This window comes from Paraburkholderia hospita (assembly GCF_002902965.1).
Classification (GTDB): Bacteria; Pseudomonadota; Gammaproteobacteria; order Burkholderiales; family Burkholderiaceae; genus Paraburkholderia; species Paraburkholderia hospita.
Map to the genome: position 1 here is coordinate 3428938 of NZ_CP026105.1, position 24580 is coordinate 3453517.

The 24580-nt window shown below is 62.4% G+C and carries 21 protein-coding genes; 7 read left to right on the top strand and 14 right to left on the bottom strand.

The features are described 5' to 3' along the window. Nucleotides 1-51: 51 nt before the first annotated feature. On the top strand, nt 52-744 hold the full coding sequence (locus C2L64_RS15505; protein WP_090835942.1) for a FadR/GntR family transcriptional regulator: 693 nt from the start codon (nt 52-54) through the stop codon (nt 742-744). A 186-nt stretch (nt 745-930) separates the two neighbouring features. On the opposite strand, the gene C2L64_RS15510 is transcribed toward C2L64_RS15505, so the two are convergent. From C2L64_RS15510 to tkt, 3 genes are all read right to left on the bottom strand, one after another. Beyond that, the gene (locus C2L64_RS15510) at nt 931-2070 is read right to left on the bottom strand and encodes an IS481 family transposase (protein WP_103153707.1); all 1140 of its coding nucleotides are present in this window, start codon (nt 2068-2070) and stop codon (nt 931-933) included. 268 nt (nt 2071-2338) lie between these two features. Then, nucleotides 2339-3349 (bottom strand): type I glyceraldehyde-3-phosphate dehydrogenase, encoded by a 1011-nt coding sequence (gap, locus tag C2L64_RS15515; protein WP_007742450.1) that lies wholly within the window; start codon nt 3347-3349, stop codon nt 2339-2341. A gap of 107 nt (nt 3350-3456) precedes the next feature. After that, a complete protein-coding gene (gene tkt, locus C2L64_RS15520) occupies nt 3457-5475 on the bottom strand; it encodes a transketolase (RefSeq protein WP_007742452.1) in 2019 nt (672 codons plus the stop codon). 611 nt (nt 5476-6086) lie between these two features. On the opposite strand from tkt, the gene C2L64_RS15525 reads away from it, so the two are divergent. Together C2L64_RS15525 and C2L64_RS15530 are read left to right on the top strand one after the other, a co-directional pair. Further along, nucleotides 6087-6500 (top strand): VOC family protein, encoded by a 414-nt coding sequence (locus C2L64_RS15525; RefSeq protein ID WP_007742454.1) that lies wholly within the window; start codon nt 6087-6089, stop codon nt 6498-6500. Nucleotides 6501-6519: 19 nt separating this feature from the next. After that, the gene (locus C2L64_RS15530; protein WP_090835912.1) at nt 6520-7260 is read left to right on the top strand and encodes a 16S rRNA (uracil(1498)-N(3))-methyltransferase; all 741 of its coding nucleotides are present in this window, start codon (nt 6520-6522) and stop codon (nt 7258-7260) included. Nucleotides 7261-7355: 95 nt separating this feature from the next. On the opposite strand, the gene C2L64_RS15535 is transcribed toward C2L64_RS15530, so the two are convergent. The 4 genes from C2L64_RS15535 to C2L64_RS15550 all read right to left on the bottom strand — a co-directional run bounded on the left by C2L64_RS15535 (nt 7356) and on the right by C2L64_RS15550 (nt 13813). Next, on the bottom strand, nt 7356-7916 hold the full coding sequence (locus C2L64_RS15535; protein WP_007742464.1) for a barstar family protein: 561 nt from the start codon (nt 7914-7916) through the stop codon (nt 7356-7358). 16 nt (nt 7917-7932) lie between these two features. Then, nucleotides 7933-8334 carry a ribonuclease gene (locus C2L64_RS15540; protein WP_090835911.1) on the bottom strand — a complete coding sequence of 134 codons (402 nt, stop codon included), beginning with the start codon at nt 8332-8334 and terminating at the stop codon, nt 7933-7935. Nucleotides 8335-8474: 140 nt separating this feature from the next. Then, nucleotides 8475-10175: a group II intron reverse transcriptase/maturase gene (gene ltrA, locus C2L64_RS15545; protein ID WP_090835941.1), complete on the bottom strand. Its 1701-nt coding sequence runs from the start codon at nt 10173-10175 to the stop codon at nt 8475-8477. Nucleotides 10176-11518: 1343 nt separating this feature from the next. Beyond that, on the bottom strand, nt 11519-13813 hold the full coding sequence (locus C2L64_RS15550) for an NADP-dependent malic enzyme (protein WP_090835909.1): 2295 nt from the start codon (nt 13811-13813) through the stop codon (nt 11519-11521). 250 nt (nt 13814-14063) lie between these two features. Here C2L64_RS15550 and thiL point away from each other — a divergent pair, with 250 nt between their 5' ends. From thiL to C2L64_RS15570, 4 genes are read left to right on the top strand one after another with little or no spacing between them, the layout of a single operon-like run. Beyond that, a complete protein-coding gene (gene thiL / locus C2L64_RS15555) occupies nt 14064-15059 on the top strand; it encodes a thiamine-phosphate kinase (RefSeq protein WP_090835908.1) in 996 nt (331 codons plus the stop codon). Further along, nucleotides 15049-15666: a phosphatidylglycerophosphatase A family protein gene (locus tag C2L64_RS15560; RefSeq protein ID WP_007743602.1), complete on the top strand. Its 618-nt coding sequence runs from the start codon at nt 15049-15051 to the stop codon at nt 15664-15666. Before thiL ends, C2L64_RS15560 begins: the two co-directional genes overlap by 11 nt. A gap of 34 nt (nt 15667-15700) precedes the next feature. Further along, the gene (locus tag C2L64_RS15565; RefSeq protein WP_007743603.1) at nt 15701-16201 is read left to right on the top strand and encodes a CinA family protein; all 501 of its coding nucleotides are present in this window, start codon (nt 15701-15703) and stop codon (nt 16199-16201) included. Between the two features lie 31 nt (nt 16202-16232). Further along, nucleotides 16233-16742, top strand: a complete 510-nt coding sequence (locus C2L64_RS15570) for a cupin domain-containing protein (RefSeq protein WP_090835907.1) — start codon at nt 16233-16235, stop codon at nt 16740-16742. 34 nt (nt 16743-16776) lie between these two features. Here the strand turns inward: C2L64_RS15570 and pyrF are convergent, their stop codons facing one another. From pyrF to C2L64_RS15605, 7 genes are all read right to left on the bottom strand, one after another. Beyond that, nucleotides 16777-17592: an orotidine-5'-phosphate decarboxylase gene (pyrF, locus tag C2L64_RS15575; protein WP_007743605.1), complete on the bottom strand. Its 816-nt coding sequence runs from the start codon at nt 17590-17592 to the stop codon at nt 16777-16779. A 117-nt stretch (nt 17593-17709) separates the two neighbouring features. Continuing rightward, complete coding sequence (locus C2L64_RS15580; protein WP_090835906.1) at nt 17710-18768, bottom strand: aldose 1-epimerase; 1059 nt, start codon at nt 18766-18768, stop codon at nt 17710-17712. Nucleotides 18769-18952: 184 nt separating this feature from the next. Beyond that, entirely contained in the window at nt 18953-19870 is a 918-nt protein-coding gene (locus tag C2L64_RS15585; RefSeq protein WP_086909706.1) for an SMP-30/gluconolactonase/LRE family protein, read from the bottom strand. Beyond that, nucleotides 19867-20667, bottom strand: a complete 801-nt coding sequence (locus C2L64_RS15590; protein ID WP_090835905.1) for an SDR family NAD(P)-dependent oxidoreductase — start codon at nt 20665-20667, stop codon at nt 19867-19869. Before C2L64_RS15590 ends, C2L64_RS15585 begins: the two co-directional genes overlap by 4 nt. Nucleotides 20668-20719: 52 nt before the next feature. Then, nucleotides 20720-21736, bottom strand: coding sequence for an L-arabinose ABC transporter permease AraH (gene araH, locus C2L64_RS15595; protein WP_086909704.1), 1017 nt, complete (start codon nt 21734-21736; stop codon nt 20720-20722). A 105-nt stretch (nt 21737-21841) separates the two neighbouring features. Beyond that, entirely contained in the window at nt 21842-23356 is a 1515-nt protein-coding gene (gene araG / locus C2L64_RS15600; RefSeq protein ID WP_007743610.1) for an L-arabinose ABC transporter ATP-binding protein AraG, read from the bottom strand. Nucleotides 23357-23548: 192 nt separating this feature from the next. Continuing rightward, nucleotides 23549-24547, bottom strand: coding sequence for an arabinose ABC transporter substrate-binding protein (locus C2L64_RS15605; RefSeq protein WP_086909703.1), 999 nt, complete (start codon nt 24545-24547; stop codon nt 23549-23551). Between the last annotated feature and the right edge of the window lie 33 nt (nt 24548-24580).

Genomic DNA, 24580 nt, shown 5'->3' on the forward strand with positions numbered 1-24580 from the left:
GAAAGCCGTTCTACAATGCTGGTCAGACCGCACCGAGCCACTGCCGACATCATGAAAAACGTGCCGCATACTGTTACCGACTCCGCCATCTCGACGATTCGCGAGAGGATCGAGGGTGGCGTTTATCCCGTCGGCAGTTTGTTGCCGGCGCAGCGGCAGTTGTCGGAGGAAATGGATATCAGCCGTGCGTCGTTGCGCGAGGCGTTATCGACGCTCGAAGCGCTCGGGCTGTTGACTATTCGTCCGGGTAAAGGCGTGTATGTGCAGTCGACGAAGGCGTCGTCGGCGCATCCGTGGCGTTTCGCCGATCAGTCGTCGTTGCCGGATACTTATCAGATGCGGTTCGCGCTGGAAGGCTTTGTCGCGCGGATGGCGGCGCTGGCTATTGGCGATGATGACGTCGAATGGTTTGAGGACAATATTGCTTCGCTACATACGGCGCTGACCAATGGCGAACTCGATGACGCCGCGCAGTTGGACTTCGACTTTCATATGCGGATCGTCAATATTGCGGGCAATGCCGCTATCGAGTCGATCTTGCGGAGTAGCGCTGACATCATGAAGGAGAGTCAGCGGATGCCGTTCTATCGGCGTGAACTCGTGCTGACTACGTATCATGAGCATCGGGCGATTCTTGATGCGCTCAAGGCGCGCAATCCGCATGCGGCTGGACTGGCTATCGAGAAGCATATTGCGAATGCGGCGCAACGCGCAGGGGTTTATTTTCCTACGCCGCAGGTTTGATTTTTTTGGTTTGGTTTTGTCTGCGACGCTGGGTGGTTTGCCTGTGTTTGCGCTGGCATCCGCGTTACGGCGTTGGCCATTCACGCGTCGCCCCTGTGCGGGGCGGCACCTACTTTTCTTTGCGGCGGTGTACAGACTGGAGACATCGTTGACACATGTACAGGGACATCGCTGACACATGATGTGTCAGGGTTTTGCTGCCTTCAGGTCAAGTTTTGCGACCCGCTGATGGGCGAACCAGATGTCGATCACCCCGTCTTCGTCCTCGCTCGGACGGGCGGCTACCTCCAGTCCCTTGAGCGCAATCGAGAGCTTCAGTTTCTCGCCTCGCACGCGCACCACGCCGCTCGAATTGACCAGTAAAACTTCATCGCCGGGGCCGTATTCGGGCTCGGGCAGCCGCTCAGGCATCCTGCGCAGGCTGCACGCGTAACGGGTGACCGGCGTGGCCATCTCCAGTGCCTCGTGCGGACGCTCGGTGTTGTACACCTGCCGCCAGCGATCCAGTGCCTGCTGCACGTGCTCGTGCGTGGTGAATGCATGCCGCTCCAGCACTTCGGCCTTCAGCGAGCGGTGAAACCGTTCGTCCTTGCCATTGGTCTGCGGGTGGTACGGCCGGCTGTAGCTCACCTGGACGCCCAGCCGGGTCAGCCAGACGGCGAGGTCGGTGAGTTGCCCCGGCGCGCTGGGTGAGCCCCACGGCGCGCCGTTGTCGGTGTTGATGCGCGAAGGCAGTCCGTAGCAGCGGAATGCCCGCTCAAGCGCTTCCTGCACAACCTGCGTGGTGGTGCGCGAGCAGGCGCTCAGCACGATGTTGTAGCGCGAGTGGTCATCGATGACCGTCAGCGGCGCACAGCGCCCGCTCTCCAGGGTCGGGAAGTCGCCCTTGAAGTCCATCTGCCACAGCGAGTTCGGATGCTCGTGCTCGAAGCGTTGCCAGTGCTGGCGCTGGCGCGACGCCTGTTCGTCAATCATCCCGTGGCGCCGCAGGATCTCGGTGATCGTGGCAGGCGCGGGCACCTCGGTCTGGCCCAGATCGCGCAGGCGCTGTGCGATCTTGCGTCCGCCCCAGCCATGCTGGCGGCGCAGATCGAGCACCAGCGCCTCGATGTGCTCCGGTGAGCGCGTGGGGCTGTGATGCGGGCGGCGGGAGCGGTCGGCCAGTCCGTCGACGCCTTCGCTCTTATGGCGTCCAAGCCACTTGTAGCCGGTCTGACGGGTGATCGTGTACTGCCGGCATAGCTCGCTGAACGGCACCGCCTGCGTGGCGGCATCGCGCACGAAGTCTTCGCGGAGATTCATGGTGTCTTTTGCTTTCCAGGGCATGGATGGAATCCGGGCGTTTGATTACCCGAAAGTGTCGGTCATGTCCCTGTACACCTGTCAGCTATGTCTCCAGTCTGTACACGGCGGCAAAGAAAAGTAGGTGCCGCCCCGCACAGGGGCGACGCGTGAATGGCCAACGCCGTAACGCGGATGCCAGCGCAAAACACAAGCAAACCACCCTGCGTCGCATACAAAGCCAAATCCAAACCCCCAAAAAAAGAAAAAGCCGCCCAAAGGACGGCCTCTTCCCGCTGAAAGCGAAAAAAACTTACTTCGCGTTAGCCAGTGCAACCGCCGTATCCAACATGCGGTTCGAGAAACCCCACTCATTGTCGTACCAGCTCGACACCTTCACCAGGCGGCCCGACACCTTGGTCAGCGTCGCATCGAACGTCGACGAAGCCGGGTTATGGTTGAAGTCGATCGAAACCAGCGGCGCCGTGTTATACCCGAGGATGCCCTTCAGCGCGCCTTCCGACGCTTCCTTCATGATCGCGTTCACTTCATCGACAGTCGTGTCGCGCTTGGCGATGAACGACAGATCGACGATCGACACGTTGATGGTCGGGACACGAATCGCGTAGCCGTCCAGCTTGCCGTTCAGTTCCGGCAACACAAGACCGACAGCCGATGCAGCACCCGTCTTCGTCGGGATCTGGCTATGCGTGGCCGAGCGCGCGCGGCGCAGGTCTTCGTGGTACACGTCGGTCAACACCTGGTCGTTCGTGTACGCGTGGATCGTGGTCATCAGACCCGTTTCCAGACCGATCTTGTCGTTCAGCGGCTTGACGAGCGGTGCCAGGCAGTTCGTCGTGCACGACGCGTTCGAGATGACCGTGTCCGACGCCTTCAGCACGTTGTGGTTCACGCCATAGACGATCGTCGCGTCGACGTCCTTGCCGCCCGGTGCCGAGATGATCACCTTCTTCGCGCCACCCTTGATGTGCGCGCTCGCCTTTTCCTTCGTCGTGAAGAAGCCCGTGCATTCCAGCACGACGTCGACGCCCAGCTCGCCCCACGGCAGTTCAGCCGGGTTGCGGTTGGCCAGCACGCGGATCTTGTCGCCGTTGACGATCAGGTTCTCGCCGTCGACGGTCACTTCGCCCGGGAACTTGCCGTGCGCCGTGTCGTACTGCGTCAGGTGCGCGTTGGTCTTGGCGTCGCCAAGATCGTTGATCGCGACGATCTCGAGGTCGTGCTTCTTGCCGTTTTCATAGAAGGCGCGCAGCGTATTGCGGCCGATCCGGCCATAGCCGTTGATTGCGACGCGAATCGTCATGTTCTATCTCCTGATGGCTGAAAAAATTCTTCCGTGATGCTTCGGCTGATGCGCAACGAGCCGTCACGCGCGCCGCCGAAACGCAGCGCGCATGACGCGGCGCGCAATTAGCCGAGTGCGGCCTTGGCCGTCTCGACAACCTTCTCGACGGTGAAGCCGAAATATTTGAACAGCACGCCGGCCGGCGCGGATTCGCCGAACACGTCAATACCGACGACGCCGCCTTCCAGGCCGACATACTTGCGCCAGAAGTCCGTCACGCCCGCTTCGATCGCGACGCGGCGCACGCCGTGCGGCAGCACGCGCTCGCGGTATTCGGCGTCCTGCTTGTCGAACGTGGTCGTCGACGGCATCGACACGACACGTGCCGCAATGCCTTCGCGCGCGAGCGCTTCGACCGACTTCACCGCCAGCTCGACTTCCGAACCCGTCGCGATCAGGATGATCTTGCGCGCCGGAATGTCCTCGTTCCAGTCCTTCAGCACATAGCCGCCCTTCGCGACATTCGCGATCTGAGCGTCAGTGCGCGGGTTGAACGCAAGGTTCTGGCGGCTGAAGATCAGGCACGACGGGCCTTGATGCTCAACAGCCTGCGTCCACGCAACCGCCGTTTCGACGGTATCCGCCGGACGCCATACCTGCATGTGCGGAATCAGGCGCAGGCTCGCGACATGTTCGATGGACTGGTGAGTCGGGCCGTCTTCGCCGAGGCCGATCGAGTCGTGCGTGAACACGAAGATGGACGGCGACTTCATTAGCGCGGCGACGCGCAGCGCGTTGCGGCTGTAGTCCGAGAACGTCAGGAACGTGCCACCGAACGCCTTGTGGCCGCCATGCACCGCGAGGCCGTTGATGGCCGCGCTCATGCCGAATTCGCGCACGCCGTAGTTGACGTAGTCGCCCGCCGCGCCGTGCTCGCCGACGCGCACGTACTTCGCCGCCTTCCAGTTGGTCAGGTTCGAGCCCGTCAGGTCAGCCGAGCCGCCGACCAGTTCCGGCAGCACGGCCGCGAGACCTTCGATAGCCTGCTGCGACGCCTTGCGGGTCGCGATGGTTTCAGCGCGCTCGTTCGCGCCGGCGATGATCGCCTGTGCCTTCTCCGCCCAGTCGGCGGGGAGCTTGTTCGCCATGCGGCGCTCGAAATCGGCGGCTTCCTGCGGGTATTTCGCGCGGTACGCGGCGAACTTGTCGTTCCATTCGCCTTCGATCTTCGCGCCCGTCTCCTTCGCGTCCCACGCTGCGTAGACTTCCGGCGGGATCACGAACGGCGGATAGTGCCAGCCGAGCTTCTCGCGTACGGCCGCGACTTCCTTTTCGCCCAGCGCCGCACCGTGCACGTCGTGCGTGCCGGCCTTGTTCGGCGAGCCCTCGCCGATCACGGTCTTGCAGCAGATCAGCGTCGGCTTGTCCGACTGTTTCGCCTTCTGGATCGCGGCGTCGACGGCGTCGACGTCGTGACCGATCACGCCCGGAATCACGTTCCAGCCATATGCCTCGAAGCGCTTCGGCGTGTCGTCGCGGAACCAGTGGATGACTTCACCGTCGATCGAAATGCCGTTGTCGTCGTAGAACGCGATCAGCTTGTTCAGCTTCAGCACGCCCGCCAGCGAACAGGCTTCGTGCGAAATGCCTTCCATCAGGCAGCCGTCACCGAGGAACACATACGTGTGGTGATCGACGATCTTCGCGTCAGGCTTGTTGAATTCGTTCGCGAGCAGCGACTCGGCAAGCGCCATGCCGACCGAGTTCGCCAGACCCTGGCCGAGCGGGCCCGTGGTCGTCTCGACGCCCGGCGTCATGCCGTACTCGGGATGGCCCGGCGTCTTCGAGTGCATTTGGCGGAAGTTCTTCAGCTCTTCGATCGGCAGGTCGTAGCCCGTCAGATGGAGCAGCGAGTACAGAAGCATCGAGCCGTGACCGTTCGACAGCACGAAGCGGTCGCGATCGGACCAATGCGGGTTTGTCGGGTTGTGACGCAGGTGCCGCGACCACAGCGCAACACCAATCTCGGCCATGCCCATCGGCATACCCGGGTGACCGGAGTTCGCTTGTTGAACGGCATCCATGGCGAGCGCGCGGATCGCGTTGGCCATCAGGGAGGTGGGTGCGGGAGACGAGGTCGTCATGTCGATTCCGGAGAATGGTCCAAAAAGCGGAGGCGCCGTTGATGGTCCGGAAGCCCGGCGGCCAGTCTGCTTCGGCGCACGGTGCGGCGCCGGGAGACGCGAGGCGGGCAGAGCAAACGGACAGGGCTGCAAAGCGGGATATTCTAACAGATAGCCGGCCGCGTCTTCGGCCATAGGACGGGCGTTTCGGAGCGATCCGGCGCGCATGGACGCCCGGCCGGCGCACGCTGCGGAAGGCGGTCGCGGCGCCATGCGGCCTGGATCTGCGGCCTGCTTGCGCGTGCTTGATCACTCGCAATCTTCAGAACTTTGCGGCGCTGTCTGAATCCTTCTGTGTGCTAACGCGATTTACGAATCCGCAACGCCAGCGCAATCCGCGCGAGTTTCGTAGCACGATCCTGCGAAAATCCGCAGACGCTGAACGCTGGAAATATCGCCACGCGCTTCATTATTCGCCGTTCGTCGCGCATCCAGCGATAAACTAAGCCGATTCTTAGAGCGTTAGCTTTGGGAGTGCTGCAAAATTCATCGCTTCTTCGGCACTGGCCGCCGCAAGGCAACACTGGTAGCGAAGGCGATGGCATGACGACCCACTGCTTCAGGAGAGTTCGATGACTGCCTCACGCCCAGCCGGAGTGCCGTGGCTGACGCCGTATCTGACCGTCCGCGATGCGCGCACCTCGATCGCGTTTTTCGAGGCGGCGCTTGGTTTCCGGGTCAGGGACAGCGTGCATGACGACGGCGCCGTCATGCACGTTGAGATGACGTATCAGGATCAATTGATCGTAATGTTCGCCCCGGAGGGCGCGTTCGGCTCGACAGCGAGAACGCCGAAAAGCGCGGCCATGACGGCACCCCAATCGTTTTACCTTTATGTCGACGATGTCGACACGGTCTATGCGCGGGCCATTGCGGCCGGCGCCAGGTCGCTGAGCGAACCGCAAGATCAGTTCTGGGGCGATCGTTTTGCCCAGATCGAAGATCTCGACGGCTACCGCTGGGCGTTAGCCTGCCACCTGTCTTGAATGAATGAGAACTTTCCTTATGCCTCGCTTCTTCGTCGGCACACCGTTCAAAACCGACGACATCGTTTCCCTGCCGGATGAAGTCAATCGGCACGTGCGCGTCCTGCGTCTGCAGCCGGGCGACACCGTGAGCCTGTTCAACGGCACTGGCGGCGAGTACGGCGCCGAAATCGTCGATATGGATCGACATGGAACCATCGTGCGGATTGGCCCGTTCCGCGACGTCGAGGCTGAGCCGCCCTACCAGTTGACGCTCGCGCAGGGTATCGCCGGCAGCGACAAGATGGACTGGCTGATCGAAAAGGCGACCGAACTCGGCGCGTCCGAATTCGTGCCGCTCACGACCACGCGTAGCGTCGTGCGCCTCTCCGGTGAGCGCGCGCAACGCCGACAGGTTCACTGGCAGCGGATCGTGCAGGCGTCGTGCGAGCAGTGCGGGCGCAACCGCCTGCCCGAAGTGATGCCGACGCGCGAACTCGCCACGTGGCTCAGTTCGATGCCGAAGCAGCCCGCCGACGGCGAGTTGCGCCTCTTGCTGTCGCCGCGCGCGAGCGTGCCCTTCTCCGCCCTGCCCAGCGAGCCACCGACAGTTCGCGCGCTGGTGCTGGTCGGCCCGGAAGGCGGCTTCTCGGCTGCCGAAGAAGCGGCGGCGGCGAGCCACGGCTTCACGTCCGTCGGTCTCGGCCCACGCGTGCTGCGTACCGAGACAGCCGGGATCGCCGTGCTGTCCGCGCTGGCTGCGCGCTGGGGCGGCTGGTAAGCGGCGCGTCTCACGGCACCTTCGTCCGAAGGAAGCCCACGTAACAATGCAAAAGGCCCGCCAATCGGCGGGCCTTTTTTATTACAGATCAACACTCAGGCAAACGAGTAAAACACCCGGAACGCCACCTTGCGCTCCGCCCAGAATTCCGCCGCTTCGCGGAACACGTCGAGCAGCGTCTCGCGCGCTTCCTTGTCGAATTTGATCGCGATAGGCAGCGCTTCGAGCACGATGACGAATCCCGGTTGCGAGCCAGCCTTGTGAACGAGATCGGTCAGCGAGTCGTATAGCGCGTCGTAATTCTTGCCGAAATGCTTCGGAAACAGGAACGACGTCGCGATGGTCTCCATCACTTCCTGCTTCGACTGGGCATTGCCCACAAATGCATAGAGGAAATGCTGACCGAGCCGACCCGCTTCGTCGGCGAGATCCTGCACGCGGAACGCGCGGATCGACTGCACGATGTTCGGTCGTACGGTCTGGAAAAGACTCATGCGCTCCTCTTCCGATGAAAGGCCCGTACTGGCTTCGTTCTGGACGTCACGGACCTGGCCGGCATCGCGCATCTGCATGACGCGCTGGAACATATTGCCGTCGCCGGCCGCGAGAAAATCCGTCGCGACTTTCGAGTCGTGCGCGTAGACGTTGTCGCTCATGCCGATTATCCCGATGTCATTCAATAATGCGATTAAAACTGGCGTAGTGGTCGTCTGAGTAAAAGCAATTGGTGGTCCGCCTGAGCGGCCCTCCACAGACTATGCGGCGTGCGCCGCGATCGCGGGCGCCTGGCGTGGGAACGGTGTATTCGTGGTAATAGCCGCGCCGGTGCGGCGGCAGCAACCGCTCACGATTGCCGAATACGACGCCGTCCTTCTCATACGGATAAGGCCCGCCAGCTGCAATCAAGTTCAATGTCCTGACGGCTTGCGGCGGCAATTGCGCCACCGCGATCGTGCCTCCGGCCTGTCCCTGCTGCACTTCCCGGGCCCAGCCGCCTGCCGGAAAACCACCGGCAAAACCTCCAAGCGTCAAGGCGGCGATCAGCACGCCGTCGCGGAGCCACTTGCGTGCCATGAGTCCAGGATTCCCGCTGTTGACTAACGAGTTTGACGACCATGTAGGGTAGCCCCCTTTCCTTTCGGATCAGGGGCCCCCTAAGAACTGTACGTGCGAGTTTCCCCGCATACAGCTCAAGCCTACATGCAAAATCCCGCTTATAGCAGAACCGGCTTAGTCACCGCAAGTTTACCAGCATGTACCTGGCGGTGGCAGTCCGGGTGAAGCAACACTCGATTGGAAATAGCGTCTGACCCGCCCAGCATCCGATACGTCAAATGATGATCGTGCCAACCCGTTTCTTCCGTCAAGGCCTGTTCGCAGTGCGCACAAAGTCCGTTCTGCGACATGTACAGCGAGACCCATTGTTTGCGGTAGCGCTTGGAAAGCCACATCCGCTCCTGACGCAGCGTCTCACCGTATTGCTCCCATCTGACATCAAAGGGATTGTATTCACCCGCTACTTTCTTGGTCCGCCGAACCGGCGTACTACTCGGCCGGAACAATTCCAGCAACCAAGTACTGCCATCGTCTTCCGCTATCGGCGCGCCGAATACCCACGTCCGTTTGCCAACTGTGTGAAAGTACTTCTTTCGCACCCAGCTGGCATTCTTCTGTGGATGCCGGCGCCTGCACCACCGCCAGAGCCTCTTGAAAATCAGATGCTCCATGCGGCTGTACGCCTGCTTGGCCACAACGGGGCTGTGATACTGCGCCCAGCCTCGCAACATCGGATTCAACAGAAGGATCAGACCTTCCTGAGTCGCCTCCTTGTTGCCACTGATCGTTTCCGCCACCTTGCGATAGAACGCTTTCACGTTCTTCTTGCTTGGCTTGATGAGCAGCTTTCCCGAATACTTCCGGAAATTCCACCCCAGGAAGTCGAAGCCGTCATCAATGTGAGTGACCCGCGTTTTCTCCTCCGATAGTCGCAGTCCTCGAACGTCAAGGAATGCTTCCACCCAAGGTTTCACCTCGTTTTCCAGCAACTCCTTCGAATTGCCAGTGATCACGAAGTCATCCGCGTATCGCACCACATTCACTTTCAGCTTCGAGGCTTTAACCACTCCGTACCGGGCACGAAGGTGCTTCAGTAGTTCGGGTTCAAGCCCGTTCAGCGTCACGTTAGCCAGCGTCGGGGAGATGATCCCTCCCTGCGGCGTACCGGCCTCAGTCGCCTGCAGCTGACCCTTGTAAATCAGGCCAGCCTTCAACCACTTCCGCAGGATCTCCGCGTCCATAGGGACGTGGTTCTCCAGCCAGTCGTGGTTGATGTGGTCAAAGCAGCCCTTGATATCTGCTTCCAGTATCCATTGGGCCGAGGCCTTCTTGGACGTGCAAACAAATATCTGACTCTTCGCGTCGGCCGTCGAGCGGTTAAGCCTGAACCCATATGAGTTCGGGTCGCTCGTCGATTCCGACACCGGCTCCAATGCCAGCAAATACAGAGCCTGCATCGCCCTGTCCCGCATGGTCGGGATACCCAGAGGGCGCTCCTTCCCATTGGCCTTGGGGATAAAGACCCTCCGTAGTGGCAGGGGTCTGTATCCACGCCGCTTCAACCTGCCGACAGCTTCCCATCGGCTTTCAGGCGAATCCCATAGCTCGCGATCGACTCCCGCCGTTCGCGCACCCTGGTTTTGCGTAACACGTCGTACCGCATACAGCTTTGCGGACAACGTGCGGGTCAGCATCCGTTGCAGAGTTTTCACCCTGCGCCAATCGCTTTCCCGCGTCGCCTTCGCAATTCGAATCTGCATCCCTCTCACGTTCCGTTCAACCCGACGCCAATCGACGGCGTGCCAGTTGTTCGGCGCGTGGGAAAGCGCAGATCCATCCTTTCGGACAGATACTCTCATGCTGCTCTCCTGCTCGATGAAGTGAAACCCGAGCGGAGACCAGACCACCCCTTGCGGGAGCGATCTGCTCCCGCAAGGGGGTTAAAAACGTACGTTGATGGTCCGGAAGCCCATCAACAATCACTTTCCAGCCGAGGGTAGTCAGCCATCTTGCGACGGTAGACCAGACGGAAGTCTGCCCGCTTATCGCGTGAGGTAATGTCTCAACCCCTATCCGGGCCATTACAGCCCGGCATTCGCTTTCTCCGTCCTCCCATACCCGCACCGTCAACAGCGTTCCTTGCGGTCCGCCTGCCAGCCATCCTGCACTGGCAACGATACGGGCTTACCACGTTCCCGGCATGTCACACGACTGACGTAGGTCCCACCTATTCCCCGGCGGTCTGTTGGCGACGTAACCCGAACTTTCAGCGGGGTAACCGACCGCACACCATTTTGGTTAGTGCCCAGCAGCAGTTGGCACTTTCCTTATCACGAGGTTTATCAGTGATTCACATACGTTGACCATATCAGCCAGCCTAGCTCCGAATCCCCTGCTGCTGAGGATTACCAGACGGGTACCTCGCGGCACTCGCCTGCCCGAAACGTCCGGGGGCTTCATTGTCAGAAGAGCTTCACACCCCACCGTTGCCAGTGGCGCATGTCTTCTTAGGCTACTGCTAGTCGCATAGCAGGTTCTCTGCTTCGCTCCTACATCTCGCGAAGGCGAACAATGACACGCCGAGCTTTGCGCTCGACTTGTGCCGAACCACGTCCAAACTCGGACGCAGGTATCACATACTCCAATCCGCTTGGTTAGCGGAGTTGAAGCCGCTAACTGGGCGGAACCTGACGGTAATCAGGTCAATGCAATCAAATTGACCGGCGCGGACGCCGACCAATATTCACGGCAGCGATTCCTAGCAACCAGCACTAGGTTTCGCTTACTTCACAGGGGTGGCATCAAGGTGCCACGCATATGGGACGGCTTTCGCCGTCCAGTCGATGCGACGCGTGTCGCACGAAAGTCGTAAGGGTATCGCTAATGTCTTTTGGAATCAATGTTCATTGGTCGGACGAAAGGCCGTCCAGGCGAAACCGGCAGAGCGCCGACGCCAGATATGCCACATTTTGACAGAGGTTTTCGCCCGAGTGAGATAAAGTTATCTCCGAGGCAAGATGTTGGACGACGTTCATGCCTCGTCGTCCGGACAGTTCGCACAACGGATTCATGTCACGCGTCTGCCTTTTTGCGGGATTGTTAATCCCCAGCCATTGCTCGAAGGCGTGCCCGTTGCGGGCACGCCTCTTTTTTTGCCTGCGCGGGCTAAAAACCAACAGCCCGCACCGAAACAACGACAGACTTAACGCGTTGCGTTCACATCGGCGACCAGCAGCGCCGTCATGTTGACGATCCGGCGAACCGTCGCCGACGGCGTCAGCACGTGCACCGGTTGCGCCGCCCCGAGCAGGATCGGTCCGATCGCGATGTTGTTGCCGGCCGCCGTCTTCAGCAGGTTGTACGAGATGTTGGCGGCGTCGATGTTCGGCAGCACCAGCAGGTTCGCGTCGCCTTCCAGCGTCGAATCCGGGAGGATTTCCTTACGCAGGTTCGCGTCGAGTGCCAGGTCGCCGTGCATTTCACCGTCGACCTGCAGATGCGGCGCGCGTTCCTGCAAGATAGCCAGTACATCGCGCATTTTCTGTGCAGAAGGCGCATTGCTCGTGCCGAAGTTCGAGTGCGACAGCAGCGCGATCTTCGGTTCGATACCAAAGCGTCGCACTTCTTCCGCCGCCATGATCGTGATCTCGGCCAGTTCTTCCGCCGTCGGATCGACGTTCACGTGCGTATCGACGAGGAAAATCTGGCGGTTCGGCAGCACCAATGCATTCATTGCCGCGTAGACCTTCGCGCCTTCCTTCTTGCCGATCACCTGATCGATGAAGTGCAGGTGGCGGTGCGTCGTGCTGACCGTGCCGCAGATCATGCCGTCGGCGTGACCCTTCTTCACCAGCATCGAGCCGATCAGCGTCGTGCGGCGGCGCATTTCCAGCTTCGCCATCTGCTCGGTGAAGCCCTTGCGCGACATCATCTTGTGATACGTCTGCCAGAAGTCGCGGTAGCGTTCGTCGTGGTCGGTGTTGACGATTGTGTAGTCCTGGCCATTCACGAGACGCAGGCCGAATTTCGCAATACGTTGCTCGATCACAGCCGGACGGCCAATCAGGATCGGCTTCGCCAGCTTTTCGTCGACAGCGATCTGCACCGCGCGCAGCACGCGCTCTTCCTCGCCTTCCGCGAACACGATGCGCTTCTTCTCCGGCTCGACGCCGCGCGCGAGCTGGAAGATCGGCTTCATCGTCGTACCGCTGTGGTAGACGAACTGCTGCAGATGCTGCTTGTACGCCTCCATGTCTTCGATCGGACGCGTGGCGACGCCCGAATCCATCGCAGCCTGCGCGACAGCGGGCGCGATCTGGACGATCAGGCGCGGATCGAAAGGCTTCGGAATCAGATATTCCGGACCGAATGACAGGTCCTGAATGCCGTAAGCCGTCGCGACGATGTCAGATTGTTCCTGGCGCGCCAGTTCCGCGATCGCATTGACCGCGGCGATTTCCATTTCCTTCGTGATGACCGTCGCGCCGACGTCGAGCGCGCCGCGGAAGATAAACGGAAAGCACAGGACGTTGTTGACCTGGTTCGGATAGTCGGTGCGGCCGGTCGCGATCACGGCGTCGGGGCGCACTTCCAGCGCGAGTTCCGGCAGGATTTCCGGCGTCGGGTTGGCGAGCGCGAGAATCAGCGGCTTGTCGGCCATCTGCTTGACCATGTCCTGCTTGAGCACGCCGCCCGCCGACAGGCCGAGGAACACATCCGCCCCGCCCATCACTTCCGACAGCGTGCGCGCGTCCGTCTCGCGCGCGAAACGCTCCTTGTCCGGGTCCATCAGTTCCGTGCGGCCCTTGTAGACGACACCGGCCAGGTCGGTCACGTAGATGTTCTCGATCGGCATGCCGAGATCGACCAGCAGGCTCAGACACGCCAGCGACGCCGCGCCCGCGCCCGATGCGACCAGCTTCACTTCCTTGATGCTCTTGCCAACCACCTTCAAGCCATTCGAAACGGCCGCCGCGACGACGATCGCCGTGCCGTGCTGGTCGTCGTGGAAGACGGGAATCTTCATGCGCTTGCGGCATTCACGCTCGACGATGAAGCAGTCCGGCGCCTTGATGTCTTCAAGGTTGATGCCGCCGAAGGTCGGCTCGAGCGCCGCGATCACCTCGACCAGCTTGTGCGGGTCCGATTCGTTCAGCTCGATGTCGAACACGTCGATACCGGCGAACTTCTTGAACAGCACGGCCTTGCCTTCCATGACCGGCTTCGACGCGAGTGGCCCGATGTTGCCGAGGCCGAGCACCGCGGTGCCGTTGGACACGACACCGACCAGGTTGCTGCGCGCCGTGAAGCGCGCCGCATTCAGCGGGTTTTCGACGATCGCCTCGCACGCGAACGCAACGCCTGGCGAGTACGCCAGCGCGAGGTCGCGCTGGTTGATCATCTGCTTCGTCGGGGCAATCGCGATCTTCCCGGGGGTCGGGAATTCGTGATAATCGAGAGCGGCTTCACGGAGTTTGGTATTGACGGGCGTCGACATAAGCGGACTTGGAAGTGCGGATTAGAATAGATGTTCGATCGCATTGTAGCGCCAATCCCAAAAGTCGAACCCTGCAATCCGGGTGCAAGTGCCGCGACCGAAACAGCGTGAAAGGAAAGCACACCGTTTTGTCGGGTTCCGCGCCGCGACTACAATGCGCGCCTTTAGAGTCGTGTTAGCTTCGATTAGCGTTTCTTGAGCGCATCCATCCACCCGCTTCCGCCGTCTTTCGCACTCGTACGCCTTATTTATGCTTTCAGAGTTTTCGCTGATCGACCGCTTCTTCGCGCGCCGCGCGTCGGGTTCGACATACCCGCAGCGCGCTGTCCTTGGCATCGGTGACGATTGCGCGCTGCTCGCGCCGCCCGCCGGCGAGATGCTCGCCATATCGACGGACATGCTGGTCGAAGGCCGCCACTTCTTTCCCGACGTCGATCCGAAGGCGCTCGGTCACAAGGCGCTCGCCGTCAATCTGTCGGACCTCGCGGCGATGGGCGCGAAGCCGCAGGCGTTCACGCTCGCGTTCTCGCTGCCGAAAGCCGACGCCGACTGGCTGTCCGCGTTCAGCGACGGCCTCTTCGATCTCGCCGAGCGCCACGGCTGCGAGCTGGTCGGCGGCGATACGACGGGCGGGCCGCTGAATCTGTGCATCACCGTGTTCGGCTCGGTGCCGCCGCAGAGCGCACTGCGCCGCGACGCCGCGCAGCCCGGCGACGACATCTGGGTATCCGGCACGCTGGGCGACGCGCGCGCGAGCCTCGGCGTGCAACGCGGCGAGTGGTCCGCCGATGCCAACGACGCTGCGACATTCCGCCGCGCCATGGAGCTGCCCGAGCCGCGCGTCGCGCTGGGCCTCGCGTTGCGCGGGGTGGCGCGGGCCGCGCTGGATATTTCCGACGGCCTGGCGGGCGACCTGATGCACATCCTCGAACGCTCGCATGTGAACGCGACCGTCGACGCCGACGCGCTGCCACGCTCGGACGCGCTGCGCCGCCTCTCTACGGACATCCAGCGCCGCTGCACGATCGCGGGCGGCGACGACTACGAGTTGTGTTTCACCGCGCCGCCGTCCGCCCGCGCCGAAGTCGTTGCAGCGGGTCAACAGGCGCGTTTGCCCGTGACGCGCGTCGGTACAATAACTCCGCTCGATGCGACCGGCGCCGTGCCCGCGATCTCGTGGCACGACGCGTCAGGCGCTCCACTTACATTGACGTTGCAAGGCTTCGATCATTTCCATGCAGAATGAATCCTCGCTTGGCCCGGCCGGCAGTTTCTCCGACGCGCCAACAGGCGGCCAGCCCGGCCCATCCGGCGGCACACCCGACGGCAAGCCTGAAGGAGCGTCGAACGGCGAACCGCGTGCACCGCGGCCCCGCCGCGCGACCGCGCGCTTCATGCTGTCACATCCATTGCATATCTTGTCGCTGGGTTTCGGCAGCGGCCTGTCGCCGATTGCGCCCGGCACGTTCGGCACACTGTTCGCCTGGGCATCGTTCGCTGCGTTCAGTGCGCAGCTGACCGTCATCGAATGGGGCATTCTGATCGTCGTCGGTTTTGTCGCGGGCATCGGCATTTGCGGCTTCACCGCGAACCGGCTCGGCATTGAAGATCCGTCGCCCGTCGTGTGGGACGAGATCGTCGCGTTCTGGCTGGTGCTGCTAATGGTGACGCCCGCCACCTTCACGGGACAGCTGTGGGCGTTCATCGTCTTCCGCTTCTTCGACATGGTGAAGCCGCCGCCCATCCGTTATTTCGACCGCAGACTGAAAGGTGGCTTTGGCATCATGTTCGACGATCTCGTCGCGGCGTTCTTCACGTTGCTCGTGATTGCGCTCTGGCGGATGTCGGTCTGATCGTTTCCTGCGTTTCCCTTACCCCGAGTCCAGCATGGCTACCGATTCCGTCGTTCACCAACTCGCCATTCGCGCCGGCAATCGTCTGCGCGACGAGCGGCTGATGCTTGCCACGGCTGAATCCTGCACGGGCGGCATGGTCGCGACGGCCATCACCGATATTTCCGGCAGCAGCGGATGGTTCGAGCGCGGCTTCGTCACGTACTCGAATCAGGCCAAGAGCGAGATGATCGGTGTGCCGCCCGATCTCATCGAAAAGCACGGCGCCGTGTCCGAGCCCGTCGCTCGGGCGATGGTCGAAGGGGCGTTGCGGAATTCCCGCGCGCAGGTTGCGCTGTCAATTACGGGTGTGGCGGGCCCCGGCGGCGGCACCGAGACAAAGCCGGTCGGGATGGTGTGCTTCGGATGGAGCAACCGGCTGCATACCGTCGTCGAGACGCTGGTGTTCAAGGGCGACCGCGAGCGTGTGCGCGTGCAGGCGGCGACGCACGCTTTGCGCGGGCTGTTGACCTTGCTCGACGAGCGGGAGCGCTGAGCTTCCTGGTTCTCAACTACAGCAGGAAATCATGGCCCGTCATATCGACCGCGATGAACTGATCCGCCGCTTCGATCTCCAGCCGCATCCCGAAGGCGGGTTCTTTCGCGAGACGTACCGCTCGTCCGATTCGATCCGCCGCGAAGGTTCCGCCGATTCCCGCTCCGCCTCCACGGCGATCTACTACCTGCTTTGCGACGGCGCGCACTCCGCGTGGCACCGCATTCAGTCCGATGAAGTCTGGCATTTCTACGCCGGCGATCCGCTCAACGTCTACGTGCTGGAAGACGACGGCTTGCTCACCGTTCATCGTCTGGGTAACGCGCTCGAACATGCCGACTGCGTGTTTCAGGCCGTTGTGGCGTCCGGCCGCTGGTTCGCCGCGCAATGCGACGACGCGGCGAGCGTTGCGCTCGTCGGCTGCACGGTCGCGCCGGGCTTCGAGTTCAGCGAGTTCGAGATTGGGGATGTCGACGCGTTGGTGCGCGAGTATCCGCAGCATCGGGATCTCGTCGCGAAGCTTGGGCCGGCCGGCCCTTGACCGGGACCGGCCTTCTCAGCATGAAAGCCGCGGTTTAACGAAACGCGTTGATCCGGTCGCGCGTATCCTTCGCGGCCTGCGCGGCGGCTTCGACCCAATCGTCGCCCTTGCCCGCGTACAGAATCGCACGCGACGAATTGATCAGCATGCCCGCGCCCGCTGCCGTGCGGCCCGCCCGGACCGTCGCTTCGACATCGCCGCCTTGCGCGCCGATACCTGGAATCAGCAGCGGCATGTCGCCGACAATGCCGCGCACCACTTCGATTTCCTTCGGGAACGTCGCGCCGACCACCAGCCCCAGCTGGCCCTTCGCGTTCCACTTTTCCGCCGCAAGCCGCGCGACCGTCTGATACAGCGGACGGCCTTCCGTCTCCAGAAACTGCAGGTCCGAGCCGCCCGGATTCGACGTCCGGCACAGCACGATCACGCCCTTGCCGTCGTGCTCCAGATACGGCTCGATCGAATCGAAGCCCATGTACGGATTCACCGTGACGGCATCGGCGCGATAACGGTCGAACGCTTCGCGCGCGTACTGCTCGGCCGTGCTGCCGATATCGCCGCGCTTCGCGTCCAGAATCACGGGCAGACCCGGATGCTTCAGGTGAATGTGCGCGATCAGCTGCTCGAGCTGCTCTTCGGCGCGATGCGCGGCGAAGTAGGCAATTTGCGGCTTGAACGACGATGCGTAAGGCGCTGTTGCGTCGACGATCCTCTTGCAGAAATCGAAGATCGCGTCAGAACGGTTGGCGTACGCGCCGGGAAACCTGGTCGGCTCGGGATCGAGGCCGACGCACAGCAGCGAATTCGTCGTGTGCCATGCGTGGTCGAGCGTCTGGATGAATGTGGACATAGGAAATCTCGCGGCGCGCGGGTAACGGATGAGCCGCGTATTTTACTCGCGCGGCGCATCACGGGCCGCATCCGCGATCGGCCCGCTTCGGCTGCCCGCCCTTACTGCCCGCGCTTGCTACCCGCGCTTCGCCGCGCGCCCACCCGCCATCGCGCGCAGTCCCGTACGCTCGACCGCGAAGCTGAACGAGCGCGCAAGCCGCTGGCCGCGCGCGAGCATCGTCATGCCGTTGTCGGCGGCACCGCCCGGCAGGTTCATCGCGTTGATCGGATGATCGACGGGTTCGAAGCAGAAAAAGTCTTTCGACGTCGGCGTGTAGAGAATGTAGTACTCGGTGCTCGACGACATCGTCAGCGACAGGCGGCGCTTCGGCCACACGACCGTCGCATGTCCGCTCCAGCCGGTGAACGCGTGATTGACGAGCGAGCGCGGCAACGGATACGCAACGCCGAACTGCCACGCGGGCGGCACGGGGACATGGCGCACGGGCAGCCAGTCTTCGCCCGACAGCCACAAGCCCGCCGCAGCCGCCGACAGTTGCGTGTCGGCATCGCGCACCAGAAATGGATGCACGCCGAGGCCGAACGGCATCGCTTCGCGGCCGGTGTTTTCGACTTCGAGCGTGATGACAAGCGTCGAACCATCGAGCGCATAAGTCTGCGTCGCGCGATACGCGTACGGCTTGCCGTCGCGACGGTCGAGCGTCAGTGTGAGGTTTTCGGCGTCAGAGGCCGCGATGGTCCAGTCCGCAAGCCAGCCGTCGCCGTGAATCGGCAGCGGCTCGCCCGTGCGGTTGCACGGCACGTCGATCGCGCGCTCGCCGAGCATGAATTGCCCGCCGCCGATCCGGTTCGAATACGGCAGCAGTGAATAGCAGGCGAGGTCGTTCGCGTCGGTGTCCGCATCGACATGACGGCAGCGCCGGAACACGGGCACGAGCGTGCCCTCGTTGCGAAAGTCGAAGCGCGTAATGCCGCCGCCCAGCGACGGCGCCACATCGAGCCGCAGCAGCGAATTGGCGAGCGTCACGCACGCGACGTCGGCGGCGCTTCCCGCGCCGACCGCCACCGCGGACGTACTCGGCCCGGCCAGCACCGGCTGCACGGTGGCCGCGAGCCGGGCGCGGCGCGCGCGGGATTGTGGAGAAGATGGGACAGCAGAATTCGCGACAGTCATATCACACTCCCACGAGAGGCATCGGACGGCATGATCGGCGCATCGGAGAACAGATGGCTGCTTGTGCGGGCGGCACGTCGTCGCGGCCGCCTCCTGAGTTTTGTTGCGCGCCCCAAATCTGACTGCCTCTGGGGCGTGGACTACCTTGCTTCCGATACTGCGAAGATGTTTTAGTTCGCTTGCGTTACGCGCCGCGCTTCGCTGCAGGCGATCCCTTAAATACCGGCTCCGGCAAACCGCGCCGGCCCTGCGTCGCGACATAGACGCCGCCGGCGCGCGTATCGCCCGCCAGCGCCTGCGCATCGAGTCCGACGCGCGCGCTCGTCACATACAGCGTGCCGAGTTGCGCGCCACCCAGCGCGACACAACTGGGCTGCACGGTCGGCACGTCGACGCGTTCCGTCTCCACGCCGTTCGCGTCGTAGCGCACCACGCGCCGTCCGCCCCACTGCGCGTTCCACAGGCCGCCTTCGCTATCGACCGTCGAACCGTCAGGCTCGCCCGTCTTGTCGGTCAGCTTCACGAACAGCCGCTCGTTCGCGACGCTGCCGTCCGCGCGGTAATCGCAGGCGCGGATTTCGAGCGTCGGCGAATCGCAGAAGTACATCGTCGCGCCGTCGGGGCTGAACGCGATACTGTTCGAAATCGCGGGCGAAGGCAATGCCAGACGTTCGAGCGACAGATCATGATTCAGCCGGTAAAACCCGCCGATCGCCTGCACCGGCGACGCTTCATCCTTCGTGCCGAATACGAAGCGTCCTTGGCGATCGCAGCGCCCGTCATTGACGCGCGTGTTCATGCCCGGCTCAACCTCGACGATGGACTCGACTTCGCCCGTTGCAAGGTCGAAGAAAGCCAGCCGCGATGCGAGACCCAACAGCATGTAATGCGGATCGGCGCACAACGCGAAAGTCGACAGCCGCTCGGGCATACGCCAGAACGTGCTGCGGCCATCGCGCGGATCGTAACGCCAGAGCCGCGCACCTTCAATATCCGTCCAGTAGAAAAGACCGCTGCGCGCGTCCCACGTTGCGCCTTCGCCCAGCGTGCATTTCGAATCGACCAGCAATGCAGCCTGAACGTTGGTGATCGTGTCGCTCATGCCCAACCTCCATCGACGATGATGTCTTGCGCGGTAATCATGCGGCTGTCGTCGGCGGCGAGAAACAGCGCCATCCGCGCCAGGTCTTCGGGCAGCAGCTCGGCGTCGATGCACTGGCCCTGCTTGATCGCGAGACGCCCGGCGTCGTCGAGCCACAGGCGCTTCTGCTTGTCCGTCATCACCCAGCCCGGCACCAGCGCGTTCACGCGAATGCCGAAGTGGCCGAGATCGCGCGCGAGTCCCTTCGTGAGTCCCTGCACCGCCGATTTCGCCAGCGTGTACACAGGATAGCCGCCGTTCTTCAGCATCCAGCTGATCGAGCCGAGATTGATGATCGAGCCGCGCTGCGCCGCCTTCATGTCGTCGGCGACGGCTTGCGCTGCGAAGAACTGGTGACGGATATTGACGGCGATACCTGCGTCGAACGATTCGGGCGTCACGTCTTCGATCTTGTGGCGCTTGTCGTTCGCCGCGTTGTTCACCAGCACGCCGATCGGGCCGAGCGCCGCGCGCACGTCGGCGATCGCCTTCTTCAGCGCGTCGATGTCGGTTAGATCGACTCGCAGAAACAGCGGCTTGTGACGCGAATCGCCGAGTTGATCGGCGAGCGCGTCGCCCGCCGTTTCGTCGATATCGAAGAACGCGACGCGCGCGCCCTGCGCAACGAAATGCTCGACGAACGATGCGCCGATACCCGTCGCGCCACCCGTAATCAGCACCGTGCGATCCACGAGGCTCGGATAGCGCGCGTAGACGCCCTGTTCTTCACGCGCGTTCGCGCTGGCGGGAGACGACATCGTTCGGTTTCCTTCTTCTGGCGTTGAGTTTGGCGAAAAAATCAGTCGCTAATCAGTCACGCGAACCGCGATTCTTCAACTGGTCCAGCAGCACCGCCGCGAGCAGGATCGCCCCGCGCACCAGGTACTGATAGAACGCATCGATGTTCATCAGGTTCATCACGTTTTCGACGGTGCCCATGATCAGCACGCCGATCACGACGCCCGAAATCGTCGCGCGGCCGCCGAGCAGCGACACGCCGCCCAGCACGCACGCCGAAATCACGTTCAGCTCAAAGCCTTCCGCAGCGTTCGGCTGACCCGACGTGATACGCGACGCGAGAATCACACCCGCCAGCGCCGTCACCGCGCCCTGAATCAGGAAGATGTAGACGCGCGTGCGCTCGACGTTGATACCCGCGAGACGCGACGCTTCCGGATTGCCGCCGATCGCGAGCGTATTACGGCCGTACACCGTCGAATTCAGCATCACGCCGAACACGATGAAGCAGACCAGCGTCACCCAGATGGGCAGCGACACGCCGAACATCGACAGGCCGCCCAGCGCGATGAACGTATCCGACGACACGCCCACAGCCTGACCGTGCGACACGATGAAACCGAGGCCGCGCACGATTTCCATCGTCGCGAGCGTCGTGATCAGCGCGTTGATGCGCAGATACGCGATCACCGCACCGTTGACGAAGCCGATCACCGAACCCGCGACAACGGCGGCGATGATCGCGATGAACGTGTTGCCCGTCGCGTTGAGCACCATCGCGCACAACACGCCGGCAAAGGCGACTGTCGAGCCGATGGACAGGTCGAAGTCACGCGACGCGAGACAGAACATCATCGTGCACGCGACCATGCCGATCTGCGAGATCGACAGCGCGAGGCCGAGCATGTTCTCGATCGAGAAGAAGTGATCGACGGTCAACGACATCGTGATGAACATCACGACGAAGATCACGATCAGGCTGTACTCGGTGATCTGCTGCCACCACTTCTGCTTGTCGTTGGCTTGCGGGATCAGCGCTTCAGCGGCGCTCTTGGCGGCCTGTTGCGCGAGGTTTTCTCTGGCTTGCATTTGGTTCACTCCTCCCGTTCCCCACGGGTTACAGGACTGTTGTAGATCCTGTCAGTTACAGATGTCTTGCGGTTTTCGTTTCACCCGGCCGGCGCGCGTACGCGTTCAGGCCGCCTGCGCCGTCGTCGAGCTCTTCGGCAGCGCGAGGTTCAGCACCGATTGCTCGGTGGCGGCGCTGCGCGGCAGTTCGCCCGAAATGCGCCCCTGGCGCATCACGAGAATCCGGTCGGACACGCCCAGCACTTCCGGCAGTTCCGACGAAATCATCACGATCGCGCAGCCGCGCTGGGCCAGCTCGTAAATCACGTTATAAATTTCGTGCTTCGCGCCGACGTCGATGCCGCGCGTCGGCTCGTCGAGAATCACGACGCGCAGATCCGGCTCGGCCAGCCAGCGCGACAGAATCGCCTTCTGCTGGTTGCCGCCCGACAGAAAACGGATTTTCTGGCGGCGGCTCGGCGTCTTGATCTTCAGCAGCTTGATGAAGCGGTCAGCCGTTTCGGCTTCTTTCTTGCGATCGAGAAACAGCCCCGCCTTCAGATAATGACGGCGGCAGCTGATATTGATGTTCTCCGCTACTGAAGCAATCGCGACGATGCCTTCTTCCTTGCGGTCTTCCGGGCACAGCACGATGCCCTGGCGAATCGCTTCGCCGGCGCTCTTCACCTTGATCGGCTTGCCGTCGAGCACCAGTTCGCCGCCCTTCTTCGGATCGTCGCCGTAGATCAGGTGCATCAGTTCGCTGCGGCCCGCGCCCACCAGCCCGAAGAAGCCGACGATCTCGCCGCGCCGCACCTCGAAACTGGCCGGTTCCGTCAGCGGGCGGCCTTCGATGTTCTTCACCGAGAAGCGCACTTCGCCGAGTTCACGCGGCCGGTAGCCGTAGATGTCCGAGATTTCGCGGCCGACCATTTCGGCCACGATCGTGTCGCGGCTCACGCCTTCAAGCGTCGGATGGGACGCGACCTTGCGGCCGTCGCGGAAAATCGTGCACGCGTCGCACAGCTGATAGATCTCGTCCATCCGGTGCGAGATGTAGATCAGCGCGCGGTTGTCGGCGCGCAGATTGCGCACCAGCTTGAACAGCACTTCCGTTTCGCGGTGCGACAGCGAGCTGGTCGGCTCGTCGAGCGCGATCACGCGAGCGTTGCGCATCAGCGCCTTGCAGATTTCGACCATCTGGCGTTGCGCGATCGACAGCTTGCGCAGCTTCGCATTCGGATCGAGATCCACGCCCATCGCCGCGAGCTGCTCGCGCACGTAGCGCTTGGCATCGGTCTTCTTCACGAAGCCGACCGTGTTCGGCAAGCGGCCGAGCAGCAGGTTCTCCGCTACCGTCAGATCGGGCACGTACTGCAGTTCCTGGTGAATCACCGCAATGCCCGAAGCAATCGATGCGCCCGCACTTGCAAAACGCACTTCGTTGCCGTCGATCATCACGCGGCCGGAATCCGGCTGATATTCACCGCCGAGAATCTTCAGCAGGGTCGATTTCCCTGCGCCGTTTTCGCCCATCAGGCCATGCACCTGGCCGGCGTGCACGTCGAAAGAGATGCCGTCGAGCGCACGCACGCCTGGAAACACCTTGCCGATATTGTCAAAACGCAGCGTCGCTGACACTTTGCCTCCTGTTACTTCGATTGAACCGTCGTGCATGCCGCAGCCGTTCGCCTGGTGCGCAGTTCACGATGGCTTGTCCCTCTGCTTCTGAACCGTTCCGTCCTGCGCGCCCCGCCGATCGCCGACGGAGCGCGCGGCGCTTGAGTGCCGCTCATGCGCACTCACGCGCGTTCGTCCCGCTTATTTGCCCGCTTACTTCGACGCGAGACCCATCTTTTCACGCACTTCGCCGACGTTGTCGCGCGTGGCCAGCATGCCCGTCGTCAGCGTGAGCTTCGGCGGTTCCTTGCCTTGCGTGATCCACGCGTACATCAGTTCCGACGTCTCTTCGCCGTGGCGCTTCGGGCTGATGATCACCGTGCCGAAGAAGCCAGTCGGGTTCGGCTTCTTGAACTCGTTCAACGCCGAGTCCGAGCCGCCGATGCCGATGCCGATCATGTTGTCGGCCTTGAAGCCGCGGCCTTCCGCTGCGCGCACGGCGCCGAGCACGGCTTCGTCGTTCAGGCCGTAGGCGACCCAGTGCTTGAAGTTCGGATTCTTCGTCAGCGCGATGTTCGCTGCGTTGAACGCGTTTTCCGTATCGGTCTTCGATTGCGGCGCGGCGATGATGTTGGCCTTCGGGAAACCGGCAGCGATCAGCGCGTCGGTTGCGCCAGCCGTGCGGTCATGCGCCGTCGGCAGCTGTTCGTAGGTCACGTCGATCGCGCCGACGTCCTTCATGTCCCAGCCGCGCTTCTTGATTTCAGCCGCGATGCCTTCACCGACCTGCTTGCCGATGTTGTAAGCCGAGATGCCCATGTGCGGCACCGATTCGATCGGCTTGCCTGCGCCGTCGACGAGTCGGTCGTCGACCGTCATCATCTTCAGGCCGTCAGCCTTCGCCTTCGCGACGATGCCCGGTCCGAGCTTCACGTCCGGCGTGCAGATCACGAAGCCTTGTGCCTTTTGCGCAGCGAGGTTGTCGATTGCGCTCATCACCTTCTCGCCCGACGGCGCGCCGATCTTCACCAGCGTGAAGCCCTTTTCCTTGGCAGCGGCTTCGGCGAACTTCCACTCGTCCTGGAACCACGGCTCTTCAGGCTGCTTCACGACGAAGCCGATCTTGACCGGGTCGGCGGCTTGCGCGACGGGTGCGTTGAAGAGCACCGCCGTCGCCGCTGCTGCCAGCGTGAGGAAAATTCTGCGTTTCATAATGCGTGTCTCCTGACTAATGAGTAACGAGAA

Bases quoted from the DNA above. Each gene is read 5' to 3' on its own strand.
- C2L64_RS15505 (WP_090835942.1), top strand. From the start codon at position 52: ATGAAAAACGTGCCGCATACTGTTACCGACTCCGCCATCTCGACGATT.
- C2L64_RS15510 (WP_103153707.1), bottom strand. From the start codon at position 2,070: ATGCCCTGGAAAGCAAAAGACACCATGAATCTCCGCGAAGACTTCGTG.
- gap (WP_007742450.1), bottom strand. From the start codon at position 3,349: ATGACGATTCGCGTCGCAATCAACGGCTATGGCCGGATCGGCCGCAAT.
- tkt (WP_007742452.1), bottom strand. From the start codon at position 5,475: ATGACGACCTCGTCTCCCGCACCCACCTCCCTGATGGCCAACGCGATC.
- C2L64_RS15525 (WP_007742454.1), top strand. From the start codon at position 6,087: ATGACTGCCTCACGCCCAGCCGGAGTGCCGTGGCTGACGCCGTATCTG.
- C2L64_RS15530 (WP_090835912.1), top strand. From the start codon at position 6,520: ATGCCTCGCTTCTTCGTCGGCACACCGTTCAAAACCGACGACATCGTT.
- C2L64_RS15535 (WP_007742464.1), bottom strand. From the start codon at position 7,916: ATGAGCGACAACGTCTACGCGCACGACTCGAAAGTCGCGACGGATTTT.
- C2L64_RS15540 (WP_090835911.1), bottom strand. From the start codon at position 8,334: ATGGCACGCAAGTGGCTCCGCGACGGCGTGCTGATCGCCGCCTTGACG.
- ltrA (WP_090835941.1), bottom strand. From the start codon at position 10,175: ATGAGAGTATCTGTCCGAAAGGATGGATCTGCGCTTTCCCACGCGCCG.
- C2L64_RS15550 (WP_090835909.1), bottom strand. From the start codon at position 13,813: ATGTCGACGCCCGTCAATACCAAACTCCGTGAAGCCGCTCTCGATTAT.
- thiL (WP_090835908.1), top strand. From the start codon at position 14,064: ATGCTTTCAGAGTTTTCGCTGATCGACCGCTTCTTCGCGCGCCGCGCG.
- C2L64_RS15560 (WP_007743602.1), top strand. From the start codon at position 15,049: ATGCAGAATGAATCCTCGCTTGGCCCGGCCGGCAGTTTCTCCGACGCG.
- C2L64_RS15565 (WP_007743603.1), top strand. From the start codon at position 15,701: ATGGCTACCGATTCCGTCGTTCACCAACTCGCCATTCGCGCCGGCAAT.
- C2L64_RS15570 (WP_090835907.1), top strand. From the start codon at position 16,233: ATGGCCCGTCATATCGACCGCGATGAACTGATCCGCCGCTTCGATCTC.
- pyrF (WP_007743605.1), bottom strand. From the start codon at position 17,592: ATGTCCACATTCATCCAGACGCTCGACCACGCATGGCACACGACGAAT.
- C2L64_RS15580 (WP_090835906.1), bottom strand. From the start codon at position 18,768: ATGACTGTCGCGAATTCTGCTGTCCCATCTTCTCCACAATCCCGCGCG.
- C2L64_RS15585 (WP_086909706.1), bottom strand. From the start codon at position 19,870: ATGAGCGACACGATCACCAACGTTCAGGCTGCATTGCTGGTCGATTCG.
- C2L64_RS15590 (WP_090835905.1), bottom strand. From the start codon at position 20,667: ATGTCGTCTCCCGCCAGCGCGAACGCGCGTGAAGAACAGGGCGTCTAC.
- araH (WP_086909704.1), bottom strand. From the start codon at position 21,736: ATGCAAGCCAGAGAAAACCTCGCGCAACAGGCCGCCAAGAGCGCCGCT.
- C2L64_RS15605 (WP_086909703.1), bottom strand. From the start codon at position 24,547: ATGAAACGCAGAATTTTCCTCACGCTGGCAGCAGCGGCGACGGCGGTG.